Source organism: Rhizobium sp. GR12, assembly GCF_036596185.1.
In the GTDB taxonomy this organism is placed as follows: Bacteria; Pseudomonadota; Alphaproteobacteria; order Rhizobiales; family Rhizobiaceae; genus Agrobacterium; species Agrobacterium nepotum.
This window is the reverse complement of sequence record NZ_JASXTH010000014.1, coordinates 1-16,306: the sequence shown is the minus strand read 5'-3', so window position 1 is coordinate 16,306 and position 16,306 is coordinate 1. Positions and strand designations below refer to the sequence as shown.

General features: G+C 56.5%; 9 protein-coding genes and 2 pseudogenes. 7 read left to right on the top strand and 4 right to left on the bottom strand.

The genetic code is table 11. The annotated features are described in order from the left end of the window. Positions 1 to 110: 110 nt before the first annotated feature. The 5 genes and pseudogenes from QSK43_RS21725 to QSK43_RS21705 all read left to right on the top strand — a co-directional run bounded on the left by QSK43_RS21725 (position 111) and on the right by QSK43_RS21705 (position 10,831). A pseudogene (locus tag QSK43_RS21725) lies at positions 111 to 901 on the top strand (hypothetical protein). A 379-nt stretch (positions 902 to 1,280) separates the two neighbouring features. Beyond that, positions 1,281 to 3,179, top strand: a complete 1,899-nt coding sequence (locus QSK43_RS21720; RefSeq protein ID WP_332305224.1) for a ShlB/FhaC/HecB family hemolysin secretion/activation protein — start codon at positions 1,281 to 1,283, stop codon at positions 3,177 to 3,179. Between the two features lie 18 nt (positions 3,180 to 3,197). Further along, complete coding sequence (locus tag QSK43_RS21715; protein ID WP_332305223.1) at positions 3,198 to 3,650, top strand: hypothetical protein; 453 nt, start codon at positions 3,198 to 3,200, stop codon at positions 3,648 to 3,650. A 36-nt stretch (positions 3,651 to 3,686) separates the two neighbouring features. Next, positions 3,687 to 10,631 (top strand): hemagglutinin repeat-containing protein, encoded by a 6,945-nt coding sequence (locus QSK43_RS21710; protein ID WP_332305222.1) that lies wholly within the window; start codon positions 3,687 to 3,689, stop codon positions 10,629 to 10,631. Positions 10,632 to 10,633: 2 nt separating this feature from the next. Further along, positions 10,634 to 10,831 carry a hypothetical protein gene (locus QSK43_RS21705; protein ID WP_332305221.1) on the top strand — a complete coding sequence of 66 codons (198 nt, stop codon included), beginning with the start codon at positions 10,634 to 10,636 and terminating at the stop codon, positions 10,829 to 10,831. Between the two features lie 56 nt (positions 10,832 to 10,887). Here QSK43_RS21705 and QSK43_RS27220 read toward each other — a convergent pair whose 3' ends face one another. Beyond that, complete coding sequence (locus QSK43_RS27220) at positions 10,888 to 11,211, bottom strand: ATP-binding protein (RefSeq protein WP_442967877.1); 324 nt, start codon at positions 11,209 to 11,211, stop codon at positions 10,888 to 10,890. Between the two features lie 768 nt (positions 11,212 to 11,979). Between QSK43_RS27220 and QSK43_RS21695 the strand changes: the two genes are divergently transcribed. Both QSK43_RS21695 and QSK43_RS21690 read left to right on the top strand, forming a co-directional pair. Continuing rightward, on the top strand, positions 11,980 to 12,894 hold the full coding sequence (locus QSK43_RS21695) for a nucleotidyltransferase and HEPN domain-containing protein (protein WP_332305220.1): 915 nt from the start codon (positions 11,980 to 11,982) through the stop codon (positions 12,892 to 12,894). Positions 12,895 to 13,621: 727 nt separating this feature from the next. Continuing rightward, on the top strand, positions 13,622 to 14,572 hold the full coding sequence (locus QSK43_RS21690; protein ID WP_332305219.1) for a bile acid:sodium symporter family protein: 951 nt from the start codon (positions 13,622 to 13,624) through the stop codon (positions 14,570 to 14,572). A gap of 111 nt (positions 14,573 to 14,683) precedes the next feature. On the opposite strand, the gene QSK43_RS21685 is transcribed toward QSK43_RS21690, so the two are convergent. From QSK43_RS21685 to QSK43_RS21675, 3 genes and pseudogenes are all read right to left on the bottom strand, one after another. After that, complete coding sequence (locus tag QSK43_RS21685) at positions 14,684 to 15,463, bottom strand: 2-keto-4-pentenoate hydratase (RefSeq protein WP_332305218.1); 780 nt, start codon at positions 15,461 to 15,463, stop codon at positions 14,684 to 14,686. A 21-nt stretch (positions 15,464 to 15,484) separates the two neighbouring features. After that, positions 15,485 to 15,706 (bottom strand): annotated as a pseudogene (locus QSK43_RS21680) (fumarylacetoacetate hydrolase family protein); the annotation flags it as partial. A 286-nt stretch (positions 15,707 to 15,992) separates the two neighbouring features. Then, positions 15,993 to 16,306: hypothetical protein (locus tag QSK43_RS21675; protein WP_332305217.1), on the bottom strand; the 314-nt coding region annotated here is incomplete at its 5' end.

Here is a 16,306-nt window from a genome sequence, read left to right as displayed (position 1 = left end):
ATACAGCGTATGATAGAAAATCGGACTTGTTGACGGGAGTCAAATCGGTTTAGCTTCACTGATCCATCGGAGAGAAGCCATTGCTAAAATTCTCAGCCTTTGCAGCCTTTATGGCTTTTTCCGCAACTGCGGCCTCAGGCGCAGATCACGTCATCGCCACGCCCGCGACGGTTGAGGGGGCCGACTTGGCTTTGCAGGCTACCGGTTATATGTGGGCGACGGGTTTGAATGGAAACATATCGCCGTGCCCCGACCCTTCATGTCTAAAAATCCTTTTCCGATGTCATGGATGATCTCAATTTCGGTGGATTTCTCAACATCTGGGGCCGTTACGACCGTTTCGTCCTGTCCGGTGATTTGCTGTATGTCGATACCACCGACAGCAAGGCAGCCGGTCCGCTACCGGCGCTGCAAATTCCGGGTTGCCAACCTTGCCTGCCGGTGCCGCCATCAATGCGAATGTGGATACACAGGAATTCATGGCGACGTTGCAGGCGGGTTACCGTGTCATCGATGCAGACGGGTTTTCGCTCGACGCGCTCGCAGGCGCGCGCTTCTGGCACATTTCAAACGACGTTGCGGTCACTGCCAGCCATCCGTGATCGGCAGCGTTTCCGCCACCCACAGAGAGAGTTTCGGCTGGGTCGACCCCGTCATCGGCGCACGCGCCTTTTTCGGTCTCACGGATAAGCTGTCCGTTCAGGGGCAGGTGGATATCGGCGGTTTCGGTGCGGGATCCGATCTCACCTGGTCAGCACTCGCGACGGTGAACTACATCTTTACCGACACATTGTCGGTCTCGGCAGGCTACAAGGTGCTCGACGTTGATTATTCGCACGATGGTTACGTCTTCGATTCACGGCTGAGCGGACCGGTTGTCGGGTTGACGTACCGGTTTTAGTCACTGTTGTCGCGTGTCTCATTGCCTTTTCACACCCATCCCAGAAACAATTTTAGTTTCTCCTTAACTTTGGTTTTCATCTCGGTCTTGCAGAAAGATGCGCATTGCAGTAACTTCTGGTTGTTATTTGACTCGAAGAACCGAATGGCATGAAATTGGCGGGTCGCGCTTAAAATTCACGGATGAAAAATAATATCCATGCCATGGCGTTGGCAGGATTGATTATTACGTGAATTTTTAATGTGTACGGTTCTTTGAGAAGATGACTAGAGACTATCGTCTCGTAAAGAAAGCTACTACTTTAACGCTTCTTGGATCAGATGAACTGATCTATGCACCCGGTAGGGGATCGACAGCAAGGATAGCTGCAGAGTGAAGCATGGGCGGCATCGCCGCGACAAACTTCATTTCAAATGCAGGCCTCCTAAACATGCCACTTGCTGCTTTCATTTATGGTTACCGACCGTCACTCCCTCCGGATTTTCGTCCTGCAATTGTCTCGGCGGTTCGAGTTGCTGCCGATTACTCAGTCGCTGCGCGGGTGGAGCGGAACGCGACCAACAGTTTCAAGTGGACCTTTGTCGTTTCGATTTTCGCAGGCCTTCTCGCGTCAGACCCGGCAAATGCCCAGTCGCCTGCGGATGATTTTTCCAGGCGACAAGAACAACAAGAACAGTTGCAACGGCTGGAAAACCTGAAGCAGGTCACGCCGGATAACGCCATTAGCCGTGCGGCCCGGGCAGCACGAGGCGACGCAAAATCCGCTGGTCCATGCTTCAATATCTCGCGTGTAGAGATCGAAGGCGCTGCAAGTCTGTCTGGCGCTGCGCTCGGAAAAGTCACGAAGCGCTACGACAATCGCTGCGTCGGCGTTGCGGATATTACCACTTTGCTCAAGGCCATAACCGACCTCTATCTGGACAAAGGATTCGTGACGTCACGCGCCTATGTTCCCCCGCAGGACATTGCCGAAACAGGCTTGCTGCGGCTGGTCGTCGTCGAGGGCACGATCTCGGATATCTATCTTAACGGTCAACCGGCCGGACGAAACGATTCATTCGCTACGGCTTTTCCCGGCGTGAAGGGTGAGGTCGCCAATATTCGCGATATTGAACAGGGGCTGGACCAGATCAACCGCCTGTCATCGAACGACGCGAAGACCTCGATGTTGCCAGGTAAGGACGATGGAACGTCTATCCTCAATGTCGAGAACAAGCCAGCCAAACGCTGGTATGCGAGCGTTTCCAACAACAACCTCGGTCAAGAGAGTACCGGTTACTCCCAGACCAATGTTTCCGTCGGCTTAGACGACCTGCTGGGCATCAATGATCAATTGGGTTTCTCCTACGGTCGCAGCGGCCCTGACTATCCTTGGGACGACGATGGCCGCGGGCATAGCAACAGCTATTCGGTTAATACAAGCGTACCTTATGGCTACTGGACGTTTTCAACGAATGGCTCCTGGTACGAATATGACAGCGCTATTCCCGGCAATTTTGGGCCGATCGAAACCTCGGGTAATTCCGGTCAGGCTGGATTTGGCATAGATCGCGTCATTCTGCGCGACAAGGATTCCATCACGACCCTCAGAGGCGGTCTCACCTACAAGCAGACCGACAACTTTCTTCTCGGTAATCGAATTGAGGTGGGAAGCCGTCGATACACGATTGGCAGTCTGGGCTTGTCGCGTTCACAGAGAATTCTGGGTGGCGTCATCGCTCTCGATTTTGCGGTTGATAAGGGTCTTGATCTCTTTGACGCCGTGGAGGCCGGAGAGCCGGGGGCGGGCACGGCGGATCCCCGGTTTTTGAAATTCAACACGACCGTCAGCGCGACCCGGCCGTTCGAGGCGGCTGGCCAGCGGTTCGAGTTAACGACGCTCCTCAATGCCCAATATTCGCCCGATAACATGTTTGGCGCAGAACAGATCGGGCTTGGTGGCTCCAGCAACGTACGCGGCCTGAGGGAAAGCGTCATATTCGGTAACAACGGATTTTTCAGCCGCAACGAATTCACATGGCGGACAATGCCATGGGAGGGCACAAGTCTGGCGCCCGTTCTAGGCGAATTACGCCCCTACCTGGGCCTCGATTATGGCCGCGTGTTCTCGCAGCATCGCTTCGATATTCCAGACGGCTATCTCGCGAGTTGGACCGTTGGTGCGAAACTCGTTGGGGGAAACATCAGTGCCGATTTCGGCTACTCCCAGGCATTTTCCAGCAGCGTCAGTCACGGACGCGGCAATCTCATTTTCGTCAGCGTGACGGCACGCTGGTAGGCTTCAAAAGAGAATATTATGGTCAGATCTTCTTTTCACACCCCCAAATTGTCTGTCGTATTCGCGCTGGTGGCGACTGCCAGTGTCGTTTCCGGTTGCGGTGGCCGGGCAGCGCATCCGGTTGCTTCGACAAACCCTACCGACAGCGATTTCGATTGCGCCGGCATCAAGCGCGAATTCGAGGCTAACGAACGGCAGGTCCTGGCGACGGTGAAAGAACGATCCGATGCGCAGGGTAAAAACGTCGTCCTCGGTGCGACAGGTGTTCTTCTGTTTTGGCCGGCTCTTTTCTTTATGGATCCGAAATCGCCAGAGAAACTGGAGATCGACGCATTGCGTAACCGCAATCAGGTTCTTGGCGAGATTGCCAAAAGCAAAAAATGCCCGGCCCCGCAGTCGAAGCTGGCGGATGTCTACAAGAAACTCGACACCAAGCCGTCTCCGGCCGACACGAGCAGAAAAGACCGCTAAGCCCCAAATTCCGTCTGCCACGAGAGGCGAACAACAATGACATCACAGTTTAAGCGTCTTCCACGCAAAACAACCGACCTCGCGTTGTTCGCCAATGCCGGGACGCTGGCTCAAAAAATCATTGCCACCGTTGTCAGTTTTACGCTCGTGCTTCAGCCAGTGCTTCTTCACGCACAGGACATATCGCCGGAAGCTGGAGGATCTTTTGCAAATCGCCCCGGGATAGGGGCTGCTCCGAACGGCGTGCCGCTCATCGATATCGTCGGACCCAACAGCCAGGGCCTGTCGCACAACAAATACAACAATTTCAACGTCGGCACACCGGGGGTCATTCTCAACAACTTCAATGGTGAGATCGGTACGTCGAAGCTGGGTGGTGTGGCACCTGGCAATCCAAACCTTCAAGGCAGAGGTGCTGCCACGGTCATCCTCAATGAGGTGACGTCGCAAAATCGCAGTTCTCTCGTCGGGCCGACCGAAGTGTTCGGCGGCCGCGCCGACGTCATTATCGCCAATCCGAACGGGATCACCTGCGACGGCTGCGGTTTCATCAACACGCCACGCGCCACGCTGACGACGGGTGTGCCTGACATCGGCGCTGATGGACGTCTCAATGGCTTCACGGTCAGTAGCGGAGACGTCACGTTTGGTCCGAACGGTGCGAATTTTGCGACAGGGGACGGGAGAGTCGATCTGTTCGATATCGTATCCCGCACCATCCATATTGACGGCACGATTTATGGCGAGGATTTGCGCCTGACGGCAGGCAAGAGCAAGTTCGGTTATGCCACGGGGGATGCAACTCCACTTGATGCGACCTCCGGAACACCTGAATACGCAATCGACGGTTCAGCACTCGGGGCCATGCAGGCCGGCCGCATCAAGATGGTCGTCACGGAAAAGGGCGCCGGCGTTCGCATGCGCGGAGACATGGCCGCCAATGCCGGGGAGCTCTCGCTGTCGGCCGACGGCAAAATCTCGATCGGCAATGCCTCTGGCAATAACGGCGTGAATATTTCCTCGAAGGGAAGCGTTTCAACTGGTCGTCTGACCTCGAAAAAGTCGGTGTCGGTCAAGGCGGGCAAGGACACCAAGGTCGCTTCGATCGGTGCTGAAAAGGATATTCTGATTAATGGTGGGGCCGGCTTCATCGATGTCGCCGGTACTCTCGGGGCCAGTGGTGCACTCAACCTTCTGGCAGATGGGCGTATTGCCTTGGCCGACGCGTCGGCTACCGGACCCGTTTCGCTGTGGTCCGGGGCTGGCTCCATTGCCATCAGCGGCACGGCCCAGTCTGGCGCGGCGATGTCGCTTACGGCGGCCTCAGGCGCAATCACAGCGGGCTCGCTGCTTTCGAAAGGCGATCTGGCGCTGCTTTCCGGCCTTGATCTCGGGATTTCGGGGCTCGTGCTTGCTGAAGGGAATTTGCGGGCTTCGGCCGGAGGCAACATCCGTTATGAGAGCTTGGAAGCAAACGGAAACGTTTTGCTAGCTTCGACCGGCGGGCTGATCAGTTTCGATAAGCGCACAGCCGCCGGTGGCGACATCAGGATCAGGCAGCAAAATGCCGATCTCTCCAATGACAGGAGCAAACTTGCCACATCCGGCACACTCTACATCGATGCCAATAATATTAATCTCACCAACAGCACGCTGACATCAGGCGGCATTGATCTCACGTCATCTGGAACGACAGATCTGACGGGTGCGCGGCTCAATGCTGTCACCGCGAGCAGCACTGCTCGTTCCGCTCAGGGGCCAGGTGATATCGCGATCAAAGCGGGTAGCCTTAGTGCTAACGGCGCTACCAATATTCTGGCGGCCCATAATCTGACGCTCTCCCTTTCACAACTTATAAACACCGGTCAGCTGGCTGCCGGCAATGATCTTACCCTCAATGTCAACGGCAACCTGACCAACACCGCCACGGGGCTGATCTATGCCGGCAATGACGCGGCGCTCTTCGTGGGCGGTGTGCTTGCCAATGATCAGGGGGCCATTGTCGCCGACCGTGATCTTGCAATCGCCGGTAACTCATCCGGCGCACGCAATGCTGCTACGGTCAACAGTTCCGGCCTAATTTCCTCTGGTCGCAATATCTCGATCCTTACGGCAAACCTGCGTAACGAGAAAAGCGTGGCTCCGACCTATACGAGCCAGCAAATCTCAAACGCACTCGTGTCGCCCTATGACACCTATTATGCACGCGAATGTGGAGATTGTTCATCTCCCGTCTCTTTTGCTGGCAAGCAGTTTGTCATTGGTGCGCCCATTCGCCATGTCTATCGTGATGTGACCGAGGACCGCCTTACATCGGCTGGTAGCCCCGCAGCGACAATCAAGGCGGGCAATACGCTTTTTGTTGATACCCTCGATCTTACCAATGCCTATAGTAGCATCGAAGCCGGCTCCGGCATGAAACTTGTTGGCTCCGGCACGCTGAACAATCTCGGTCTGCAATTACAGCGCACGACTTCGCTCAATTGCAACCAGCACGGCGGCTGCCAGTATTATCCGGATGTCATTTACGAATGGACGGAAACGAAAACGACCGGCGACACAGGTGGCCATGAGGGCTCATGGCAGGTCGCCATGCCTGGCCCCAGCCCGTTTGGAACACGAGATACGTCAAAGGATATCGGGCCGGGACGGACCGTGGAAAGCGTCGAGGCGATCGGCGGGATTCCCGCAAGCATCCGTTCAGGCGGAGCGCTGGGCATTACTGGTTTTGGTGCTGTTAACAATACCGCCGCCGCTGGTACGATCGCAGATCATGCCAGCGTAGCAGCGCCTGCGCCTTCGAGCGATCCCACCGGATTACTCGCTGGCATGACGGCAAGCGGTGCGTTGTTCACACTTGGCTCCGTTGCAAGCCCACAGTCCGGGGGCTTTGGCGGCACCATTCCCGGTCAGACGTTCCTCTATGAGACCCGTGCCGCCTTCCTCGATGTCTCGAAATTCTACGGTTCCAGCTATTTCCTTGGCCGCATCGGCTACCAGCCGGACCGGCAGATCCAGTTCCTTGGCGATGCCTATTTCGAGAACCAGTATATTGAGCAGCAGCTCAGACTGACGACGGGTTCCGGCTTTACCGGGCAGGATTCAATCGCTCAGATAAAGCAATTGCTCGACAACGGAGCCGCCTATCTGGGAGCGCAGCAGCGCCCGCTCGGCGAACCGCTTACGGCTGAGGAGATCGCCAGCCTCACCGAATCCGTCGTCGTATATGAGTGGCAGACGGTGAACGGTACGACCGTTCTTGCGCCGGTACTACATCTCGCCGCCAATGACAGGGAAAGATTGAATTCTGCGGGCGCGCTGATCGCCGGCAATCAGGTGACAATCGATACTGGCCTGCTTGCAACATCAGGCATGATTGCATCGACCCGCGATCTTACTGTTTCCGGTTCGTCGATCGCGGCGATCGGCGGCACCTTCACGGCGGGTGGCAATGCCTCGCTGAAGGGGAACGAGAGCATTCTGCTGGCCAATGCGAAGGTGAAAGCAGGTGGCAGTCTCGACCTGACGTCGAATGGAGACATCAATATCTCCGTGACTGAAAGGTCGACAACCAGCACATTGCGCGACAAGCGGAGTTCGACGACGGTTGTGAGAACCACAAGCCAGGGTTCCGAGATCACCGCGGGCGGTTCGGTCTCAGCCAATGCAGGCGGCAACCTCAACGTCATCGGCAGCACGATTGCCGGCGATGGAGCCGTTGGTCTGAAAGCGACCGGTGATGTGACGATTGCCGAAGCTGTCGACACTACTACGATTGACTACGCCTATAAGAAAAAGGGCGGTCTGTTCGGCGGAAGCAAACAGACGACGAGCCACACGGAAACGCAGACCGTAGTCGGATCATCGGTCAGCGGCGGGAAGGGTGTGTCCATCGTCTCAGGTGGAGATACCGTCCTCTCGGCCTCGACGGTGACTGCCGGCGACGAGACCAACAAAGCCGATATCAATGTCAGCGCCGGCGGCGATCTGCTGATCGCGTCGGGCAAGAATACTGCGGAGTTCGAGCAGAGTTCATCATCCAAGGGCTTCCTCTCGAAAAAGAGTTCGACGCAGTACAACTACGACGAAACGACAGTTGGCTCCGAGCTTTCCGCGTCCGGCAACATCAAGCTGGATGCTGGTGGCAACGCCGTCATCGCTGGCTCGAACATAACGGCAGGCGATGCGATCAGCGTCGCGGGCGACAGCGTCGCCATCATCGGGGCCGAGGAGCAGCATGCGCTGGAAAGCAGCAGCAAGAAATCCGGTCTGTTTGCGGGGTCTGGCGATGGCTTCCTTTCACTCTGGGGCAAGGAGCAGAAAGAAAAGAGCCAGTCGTCCGCCCTGAACGTTGGCTCCGCGCTGAGCGCTGGAACCGATGTAACGCTTACGGCGCGCGAGAGCGACGTGAATGTCATCGGCTCTTCCATCGTGGCGGGGCGTGACATCGCGCTGGAGGCGGCCCGTGATGTCAATATCACGCCAGGCGCTGAAAGTGCTGCGTCGGCCGAGAAGGAGCAGCGCTCCGGTTTCGGTATTCAGGTGAAGTCCGGCAATGGCAGCGCATCCATCGGTATCGGTTACGGTAAGTCGGTCGATCAGGCCAGCCAGTCATCAGAGACGAACGCCAGATCCATCCTGTTTGCCGGTCGTGACTTCACGATATCAGCGGGCCGCGACGCCAACCTGCAGGCGGCTCAGGTGTCCGCAGAGCGTGACGTGGCTATCCTCGCTGAGCGCAACGTCAATCTGCTTTCCGCGCAGGACAAGTCCAACTATGAAAGCCTGCACGAGGAGCTCTTCGCGGGCATCAGCCTCTCGGTGTCAACCTCCGTGGTAAACGCAGCCACCAGTGTGAGCGGCGCAGCTCAGAAGCTAACGACCATCAACGACGGCTATTCCGCCGCTAACGCCGCCTTTGCATCGCTCAAGGCCTATGATGCGCTCGACGCCGTCGTCAACGGCAATGTCGCTTCGGCCTCGCTCACCGTCGGCTTCAACTATACAAAAGACAAGGCCGCCGGGACGGGTTCCGTTCCCGTCACCACTGACATCAATGCCGGCCGCTCGGTGACGATCGAAGCCACATCCGGGGATATCACCGGCCATGGCGCGCAGATCTCGGCCGGCTACGATACCCATGGCCTGCCGGTCGACAGTGATGACGACAAGGCCGGCGACATTACGCTGAAAGCTGGCAACGATATCACTCTTAAAAGCGCCGAGGCGACACAAAGCTCGTCGTCCAGCAGCACGTCGGCAGGCGCCAGCATTGGCATCGGTGGCGGCGTCAGCCTGTCGGGCGGCGTCGGCGTCGGTCTGACAGGCGGAGCCAATGCCTCCACGGCCAAGGCGAACGCCAACGGCACCACCCAGGTCAACAGCCACGTCACCGGTACCGGCGACATCGTCATCCAGTCAGGCAACAACACGACGCTCGCCGGCGCCGTCGTTGCCGGTGAGACGGTGACGGCCGACATCGGCGGCGATCTCACCATCGTCTCCGTTCCCGATACCGGCGAGACGACGAACAAATCCACCTCCGGCGGCTTCAACCTCGGCGGCGGGAAGAGCCTCCTTTCCGGCATCCAGGTTGGCGGCGGCGCGGGCTCCGGGTCTACGAACTGGGTTTCCGAGCAGTCGGGTCTCGTTTCCGCGGACACGATGGACGTGACCGTCGGCGGCAATACCCATCTCGGCGCCGGCAAGATCGTCTCGGGCTCAGGTGATCTCACGCTCGAAACCGGCACGCTGACCCATGAGAACTTCGAGGGCCAGAAGCAGTATGAGGGCTTCAGCGCCAATCTCGGTCTCGATCTCACCGGCGGCAAGGGCTCGACCTCGAATCCAATCGGCAATTCGACACTGGAGGGCTCCTACCAGCTCGACGATACCCGCCAGACGGTGCGCGCCACCGTCGGCCCAGGAGAAATCGTCATTCGCGACAAGGAACAGCAGGCGGCACTGGAGGCGGACGGCGCCTCCACCCTGCCGCTCCACGAGCTCAACCGCGATCCCGACAACGCGTACGAAATCACCAAAGACAAACATGTCGGTCTTGAGGTCTACCTGTCGACCAACAGCCTCAATGCGATTGGCTCCGGACTGAAGGAAATGGTTGCGCCGGGTGGCTTCATTGACAAGTACCTGCTCGGCCGCGAACTGACAGCGGAGGAGCAGGCTCAGGTCAAGGCAGGCGTTGAGGCGCTCGCCAATGGCGGCTCCTTCGTCGGCTGCGGCCAGAAGCAGGGGTTCAACCTGTTCAACTGGATCGTCACACCCGCCTATGCTTACGAGACAAACTGCACGATCCGCCAGGCGGACGGCACCTTCATCGAGCTTGGGATCAAGACCTACGAAGAATGCAAGGATGCAATCTACGCCTATTTGAACAGCCTGACGTTGGCCGAACGGGCGCAGACCCTGCGCTCCGCCGGGTTTGCGGCCGGCAGCAGTATTTCCTCGACTGGGGAGGGAGCGATGATGTCTTGGTGGCTACTGAACGCCATCGAGAAGCTCGACGGGCAGCCTTACGGCAGTAATCTCAAAGCCTATCTTGAAGGAACAGGGGAAGGTGCACGGTTCGCGGAAGAGTTCGGACCTGAGCGCTGGGCGATCTGGAACGACTCGTCGCTAACGTGGGATGCAAAATCCGCCCAGCTCGAAAAGACTGGTCTTGACGTCAGCACAATCATCGCAATGGCTATATTGGGCGGGGTGGCCAAAAGTGGCGGTAGAGGGCCAGTTTATCAGTCCAATAAAGAGGCAAAGATTGCAGCCGAGGCGCTTGGATTCAAAAAAATAAATGAAACGATTCACGGTGGGCAACCAGTATACAAAAATGGGACTTTATACATAACGAGAGATTTGGATGGCCACAATGGAGGCGCTTGGAAGATGGCCACTTCCGTTAAGGACCTTGGAGGTAAGGGGACGCGCCTCGGAACTTATGACTCAAATCTGAAACGTATAGGGGATTGATAATGAACGTTAAAAACACAGATAATAAGGATTGGGCTAATAAAGGGAAAACCATTGAAGAGTTGATAAAGGAACTTCAGTCCTTTGAAAATCAAGGCTTGCCGGTAGAAATATCTATCGATGGAGGTGATGATGTTCGACCGATCAGTCTTGTGGGGAAAAAGGACGGGAAATGCTTGCTTATCTATTTGAATAAATAGAGTTTATCAACTCCCACTAGCCCGCTACATGCAGCACTATTACCAATAAAAGCCGTCTAGTATCTGCGTAACCCTGCCAAACCTGTGGACCCCGTATCCATGGTTCCGGGCAGATATCCCGACATGGAAATGCGGTCGGTCAATGGAGGCTTCGGTGGCCTCTCGAACCAGGAGCTGAAGAACGACTGCGAGGAGCCGGTTGGCGATCTGGTCAGGGCGCACTTGCGTTTCTCCTGTTCGAGCGCGTTGACCAGTTCGACGGCACCGATTGCCGCCGCGAGATGCGTCTTGCCTGTGTCTGGACCGCCGACCAGAAAGATGTTGTTGGCGTCGTTGAGGAAGTTGCAGCGATGAAGTTGACGGACCAGCGCCTGGTTGATCTCGCCGGTGGCAAAATCGAAGCCATTCAGATCACGATAGGCGGTAAAGCGGGAGGATTTGGGCTAATAGGCACTCGATCCACCCCCGTTCAGCCGTTTCCGCTTTTAGAAGCTACGACAGGATCGGAATGGCGGCCTCGAACGCCTGCGATCCTTGCTCCGTGAGTTCGCCGACGGCTTGTGCCATGCCGTGAGTCTTCAGTTGCCTCAGCATGATAACGATCGCTCCACTTGCCGGATTATGACGTATGGCGGGCCTCCGCCTTTCTAAGGGCATCGTATCGTTTGACATTGGCCTTCGGCTCGTTGATGAGCGTCAGGGCTTGCGGCGCATCGGCGGGCGTAATCGTCGGGGCCTACTATCGACTCTGTCCAAGCCCCCGAGACTGGGCAAGCTGTCGTCTAATTGAGCCCTTGTCTGTTTACCGACGGAGACGCTAGCAACATCGAACGGATATTTGGACTACTAAAAGTAGCAGTCGCCAACAGGTCATTGCTCGTGTTTGAATAGGAAACAAACGCATCAATCCGGGGAGGGCGATACGCGCAAACCGATCGCACGGCGGATCAGGGACAAGTGACAAGGGAGATGGACGATAGGAGGAGTGAGTTTGCAGGCGCGACTGGGCAAACAGGAGTGGGCGCAGGCAACGCGCCGGAAGATTTTGGGTGCGGGAGACAGGCACTCGATTGGCGGCTGCCAATAATCGAAGTTTTAAAGAAGTTCACAATGGCCCATACAGGACACCGTCGATAAGCGGAGCAGACATGAAGACCAGCCTTGAGCATTTGCCGGAACGAAAGCAACGCGAGCTCGCGCGCGTCGTCGGAATTATTCAGGAAGAGTTTGCTGATCTGGTGGAGCGCTCGAAGTCCGATGCCAAGAAAGACGGGCGGATTTTCAAAATCATTCTGTTCGGTTCTTACGCGCGTGGCACCTGGGTGGATGAACCGCATACGTCGAAAGGCTATCGCTCGGATTTCGATATTCTCGTCATCGTCAGCAACAAGGAACTTGCCGATCCCAAATACTGGGACAAGACAACAGACCGGCTGATGTGGGACAAGGAGATCGAGACGCCCGTGGGGCTCATCATGCACGGCGCTCGCGAGATCAGCAATTTTCTAAATGACGGCCAACCCTTCTTTGTCGATCTCGCCCGTGAAGGCATCGTCCTCTACGAATTTGACGACAGGCCGCTGGCTGAACCGAAGCCGCTCAGACCTGCCGATGCACTCAGGGTGGCCGAGGAGCATTTTGAAAAGCAGTTTAAAAATGCAGCGGGTTTCCTCGAAGGCGTCGGTTTTTACCTGAAGTCGGGGTACCTCAATTTAGCGGCCTTTACACTCCATCAGGCAGTGGAGACTGCCTACAACTGCTACCTCCTGACACTGACAAACTATTCCCCCGCGTCGCACAACCTCAAATTCCTCCGCGGACTTTCCGAAGGTCGTGATCACCGTTTGATCGACATCTGGCCGCGCGATCGTCAGCGATTTACCACATGGTACAACATCTTGAACGAGGCCTACGTCAAGGCACGCTATTCGAAGCGTTTTGAGGTTTCCGAAGAGGCGCTCAGCTGGCTTCAGGAGCGGACGGCGGAACTTCACAAGCTGGTTGAGACGCTCTGCCGCGAGCACATCGAAAAGCTTACACAGGCCGCGAACGCCAGCGCTTGAGATTCACGGGTTAGCGCAAATTCTCCTGATCTCAGGTGGCAGCCATCGCAACGTGATGAACCACAGGGTCCAACCTATTCTTTCAATCCTGTTCATCGTCACGTTTTGGTCGGCATGGGTGGCCGTCATTTCCTCGAGCAAACGTGTTTCGGTCGCTGCTCGCTTGTCTACGTCACCCAGGTTTCTTAATGCTGTTGGCGCTTGCCGCTATAAGCGTCCGCAGACGCGCTGTAGACTGGTAACCCAGTGGTGCGGACGCCACTCGTATAGTGAAGATGAACCGAAATGAAGTCCACGGGATGCGGCTTATGGACCTGCCTCGGTTCGAAACAAGACCTTTGGCGTCGATGACATAGGCCGTCATGATCCTTATGTGCCCAGGCGAGCTTTTTCGGGGAGACGGATCGAAGCCGCTGATAAAATAAGCATTCCCGAACACAAATGGGGATATGAAAAAGCAAGGCCAAATTAAAACTCGAGTCGCGCTAGATATGGTTGCGTCCCGATGGGTTTTGCCACCAATCTGGCTTCATATTTGGTGGGGCAGATGCTGCGGTCACTGGTGGCTAGATTTGGCCAACTTAGCTTGTTGACCTAGAGGTATTCGATCTTCCCGGATTTGCGACGTATCGTTTTTAACCGCGAGGTTGTAGCAACGGCGTAATGACCTTGACAGAGCACCCTAGGAGTCTAGACGGGGTCTCATGTTCATTTTGGGAGTGTAGACATGAAAACACTGGCGGCCGTTTCGGCTTTCGTTGGCAAAACTTTTGCGGTCTGGGTCATCTTGTTTGCCGTGCTCGGCTTTTATTTTCCAGATACGTTCAAGCAGATTGGACCGTGGATCGTCACGCTTCTGTCGATCATCATGTTCGGCATGGGGCTCACACTTTCGGTCGACGATTTTCGTGAAGTCGTAAAGCGCCCGGTCGAGGTTACCATCGGGGTGCTCGGCCAGTTCCTCATCATGCCGCTGCTTGCGGTCCTGCTGACCTGGATCATTCCCATGCCGCCGGAAGTGGCAGCAGGCGTTATCCTAGTTGGCTGCTGCCCGGGTGGGACATCGTCCAATGTCATGACATATCTGTCGAAGGGCGATGTCGCCCTTTCCGTCGCCTGCACATCAGTGACGACGCTTGCTGCTCCCTTGGTGACGCCCTTCCTCGTCTGGTTGTTCGCCAGCCAGTTCCTGCCGGTCGATGGCTGGGCAATGTTCCTCAGCATCGTCAAGGTCGTGCTGGTGCCGCTGGCCCTTGGTGCCGCATTGCAGAAGCTTTTGCCGGGTGTCGTCAAGGCGGCCGTGCCGGCATTGCCGCTTGTGAGCGTCATCGGCATCGTTTTGATCGTTTCGGCGGTTGTCGGCGCATCGAAGGGTGCGATCGTCCAATCCGGTCTGATGATATTTGCGGTCGTGGTTCTCCATAACGGCCTTGGCTATCTGCTTGGCTACTTCGCGGCAAAGGCGACCGGCCTTTCTCTCGCCAAGCGCAAGGCAATCGCCATCGAGGTGGGAATGCAGAACTCCGGTCTCGGTGCCGCACTTGCGACGGCATATTTCTCGCCGCTTGCAGCTGTTCCCAGCGCCATTTTCAGCGTCTGGCACAATATTTCCGGCGCGCTCCTGGCCAACTGGTTTTCTGGGCGCGTGGACACGAAGGCGACTACGAAAGCCGGATAAGATCGCCGGCCGAAAATTGGCCTACGGGATATGAAGCAGTCCGAAAGGGGGGCTGCGGGACATAACTCCCTATTTCCGTAACGCCTCAATCAAAATCGCCGTCGACGACGATCACGAACATGAAAGTGTGAAAGCGCCGACCGATTTCATATCGATATGCGTTTCGGCGGCAAGGCTGCTTGTTATCGCACCACATAGGCTGCCGGTGGTGACGATCTGCCCGCGTTTCAGCAGTCCGTCCTTGTTGAGGGGGGAATTGGCAAAGGCGAGGAGCGGGGCGAGCGGATCGATGTTGGGGTGTTTCACCGCCGCATCGAAACGGACATCTGTGCCCTCGATCACTGTCAGATGCGGCAGCTTCCCGGTATTTTCGGTGAAGGTATCAACGATTGCCGCACCGATTTCCGGCCCAAGAACAAACCCGCGATTAGCAAGGCGATCCGCCAGAAAGAGCGGGAAAGGGACCTGGTTCTTCTCCACCAGCCGGTAGCCAAGAAGCTCGACGCCAAGGTGAACGGCGTCGATATGCTTCAGAATATCGGCTCTGCTTTGCGGAGTCGTGGTTGCCGCAGGGATATCGGAGGCGAGAGTGAAGCAGATTTCCACCTCGATGCCTTCGATGCCCGCTCCCGAAAAAGATGCGATGTTGTCGTCACCGACGCGGCAACAATCTACCATCGGCGCAGCGACCGCCGTACTGTCCGGCCGGATCGCCAGCTTCCAGCCCCCCACCGTTTTACCGGAAACTTCAACAAAAGCGCCCTGAACGGCCATGGCCGCTTCAAGACTACTGGGAACGAGACCATCCGCCTCAATCGTCGCCAGTGGAATTTTAGTGCTGTCCAGGTCTGCTTTCGCAAGGCCCTGGGCCAGTTTTTCGATTGCCGTCATTCCGTCGCATCCTGATACTGTTTAGCGGAATGGTGTCACGATTTGGCGCTGTTTGCCAAGGCCATCGATGCCAAGTTCGACTACATCTCCGGCTTTCAGGAAGACCGGCGGCTTCATTCCAAGGCCGACACCGGGTGGCGTGCCGGTCGTGACGACGTCACCGGGCATGAGCCGCGTGAAGCGACTGATATAGGAAACCAGAGAGGCGATCGGGAGGATCATTTTCGCGGTGGATCCGGTCTCCGGGGTTATCCTGCAATAGACAACCCGCTGCCAAAGAGGAAAATTCGAGCGAACCTGTGAATTCCTGCAAAGGGCGCTTCGCGAAACCTATCCAAACGTGCGCCATTCCGATCTGCATGAGTGAGGTTCCAGCAAGCTTAAGCCAGCTTGGCGCCAGGAACGCCATTCCAGCTTGATCAATCTTGATTGTTTTCAACTTCGAAGGACCCCGTAAGACGTAAGCATCATCCTCATGTCCGCAGCCGGCTCTTACGGCATCAAGCGTTGCACTTTCCGCACCTTCTAATTATTGTCGCATAAGTTGTTTGGGGAGGGTTAAATGAATAATGAAAGTTGTCCATGCTGCGGATTGACCGGCACGACGCACTTGTTTCAGCGACGCCTTGATGTCTCGGGCGATAGCGTTGAGATATGCATCTGTTCTGCATGTACGGTTATTACAAACCGTACGAACTTGCTCAAAGAGAAGACCGATTCCGTCGAGGCGTTGCACGTCCAGATCAACAGCGCTGATTGGTTCTATGTAAGCGCGATTTTCGATGCGCCTAGACGGCCTCTTCAGGGGTAATCGCGCACGGATTCTAGCGGTACCCAGCTTTA

Excerpts from the sequence above, each read along its gene's own strand:
- QSK43_RS21720 (WP_332305224.1), top strand. The coding sequence starts at position 1,281 with ATGGGCGGCATCGCCGCGACAAACTTCATTTCAAATGCAGGCCTCCTA.
- QSK43_RS21715 (WP_332305223.1), top strand. The coding sequence starts at position 3,198 with ATGGTCAGATCTTCTTTTCACACCCCCAAATTGTCTGTCGTATTCGCG.
- QSK43_RS21710 (WP_332305222.1), top strand. The coding sequence starts at position 3,687 with ATGACATCACAGTTTAAGCGTCTTCCACGCAAAACAACCGACCTCGCG.
- QSK43_RS21705 (WP_332305221.1), top strand. The coding sequence starts at position 10,634 with ATGAACGTTAAAAACACAGATAATAAGGATTGGGCTAATAAAGGGAAA.
- QSK43_RS21695 (WP_332305220.1), top strand. The coding sequence starts at position 11,980 with ATGAAGACCAGCCTTGAGCATTTGCCGGAACGAAAGCAACGCGAGCTC.
- QSK43_RS21690 (WP_332305219.1), top strand. The coding sequence starts at position 13,622 with ATGAAAACACTGGCGGCCGTTTCGGCTTTCGTTGGCAAAACTTTTGCG.
- QSK43_RS21685 (WP_332305218.1), bottom strand. The coding sequence starts at position 15,463 with ATGACGGCAATCGAAAAACTGGCCCAGGGCCTTGCGAAAGCAGACCTG.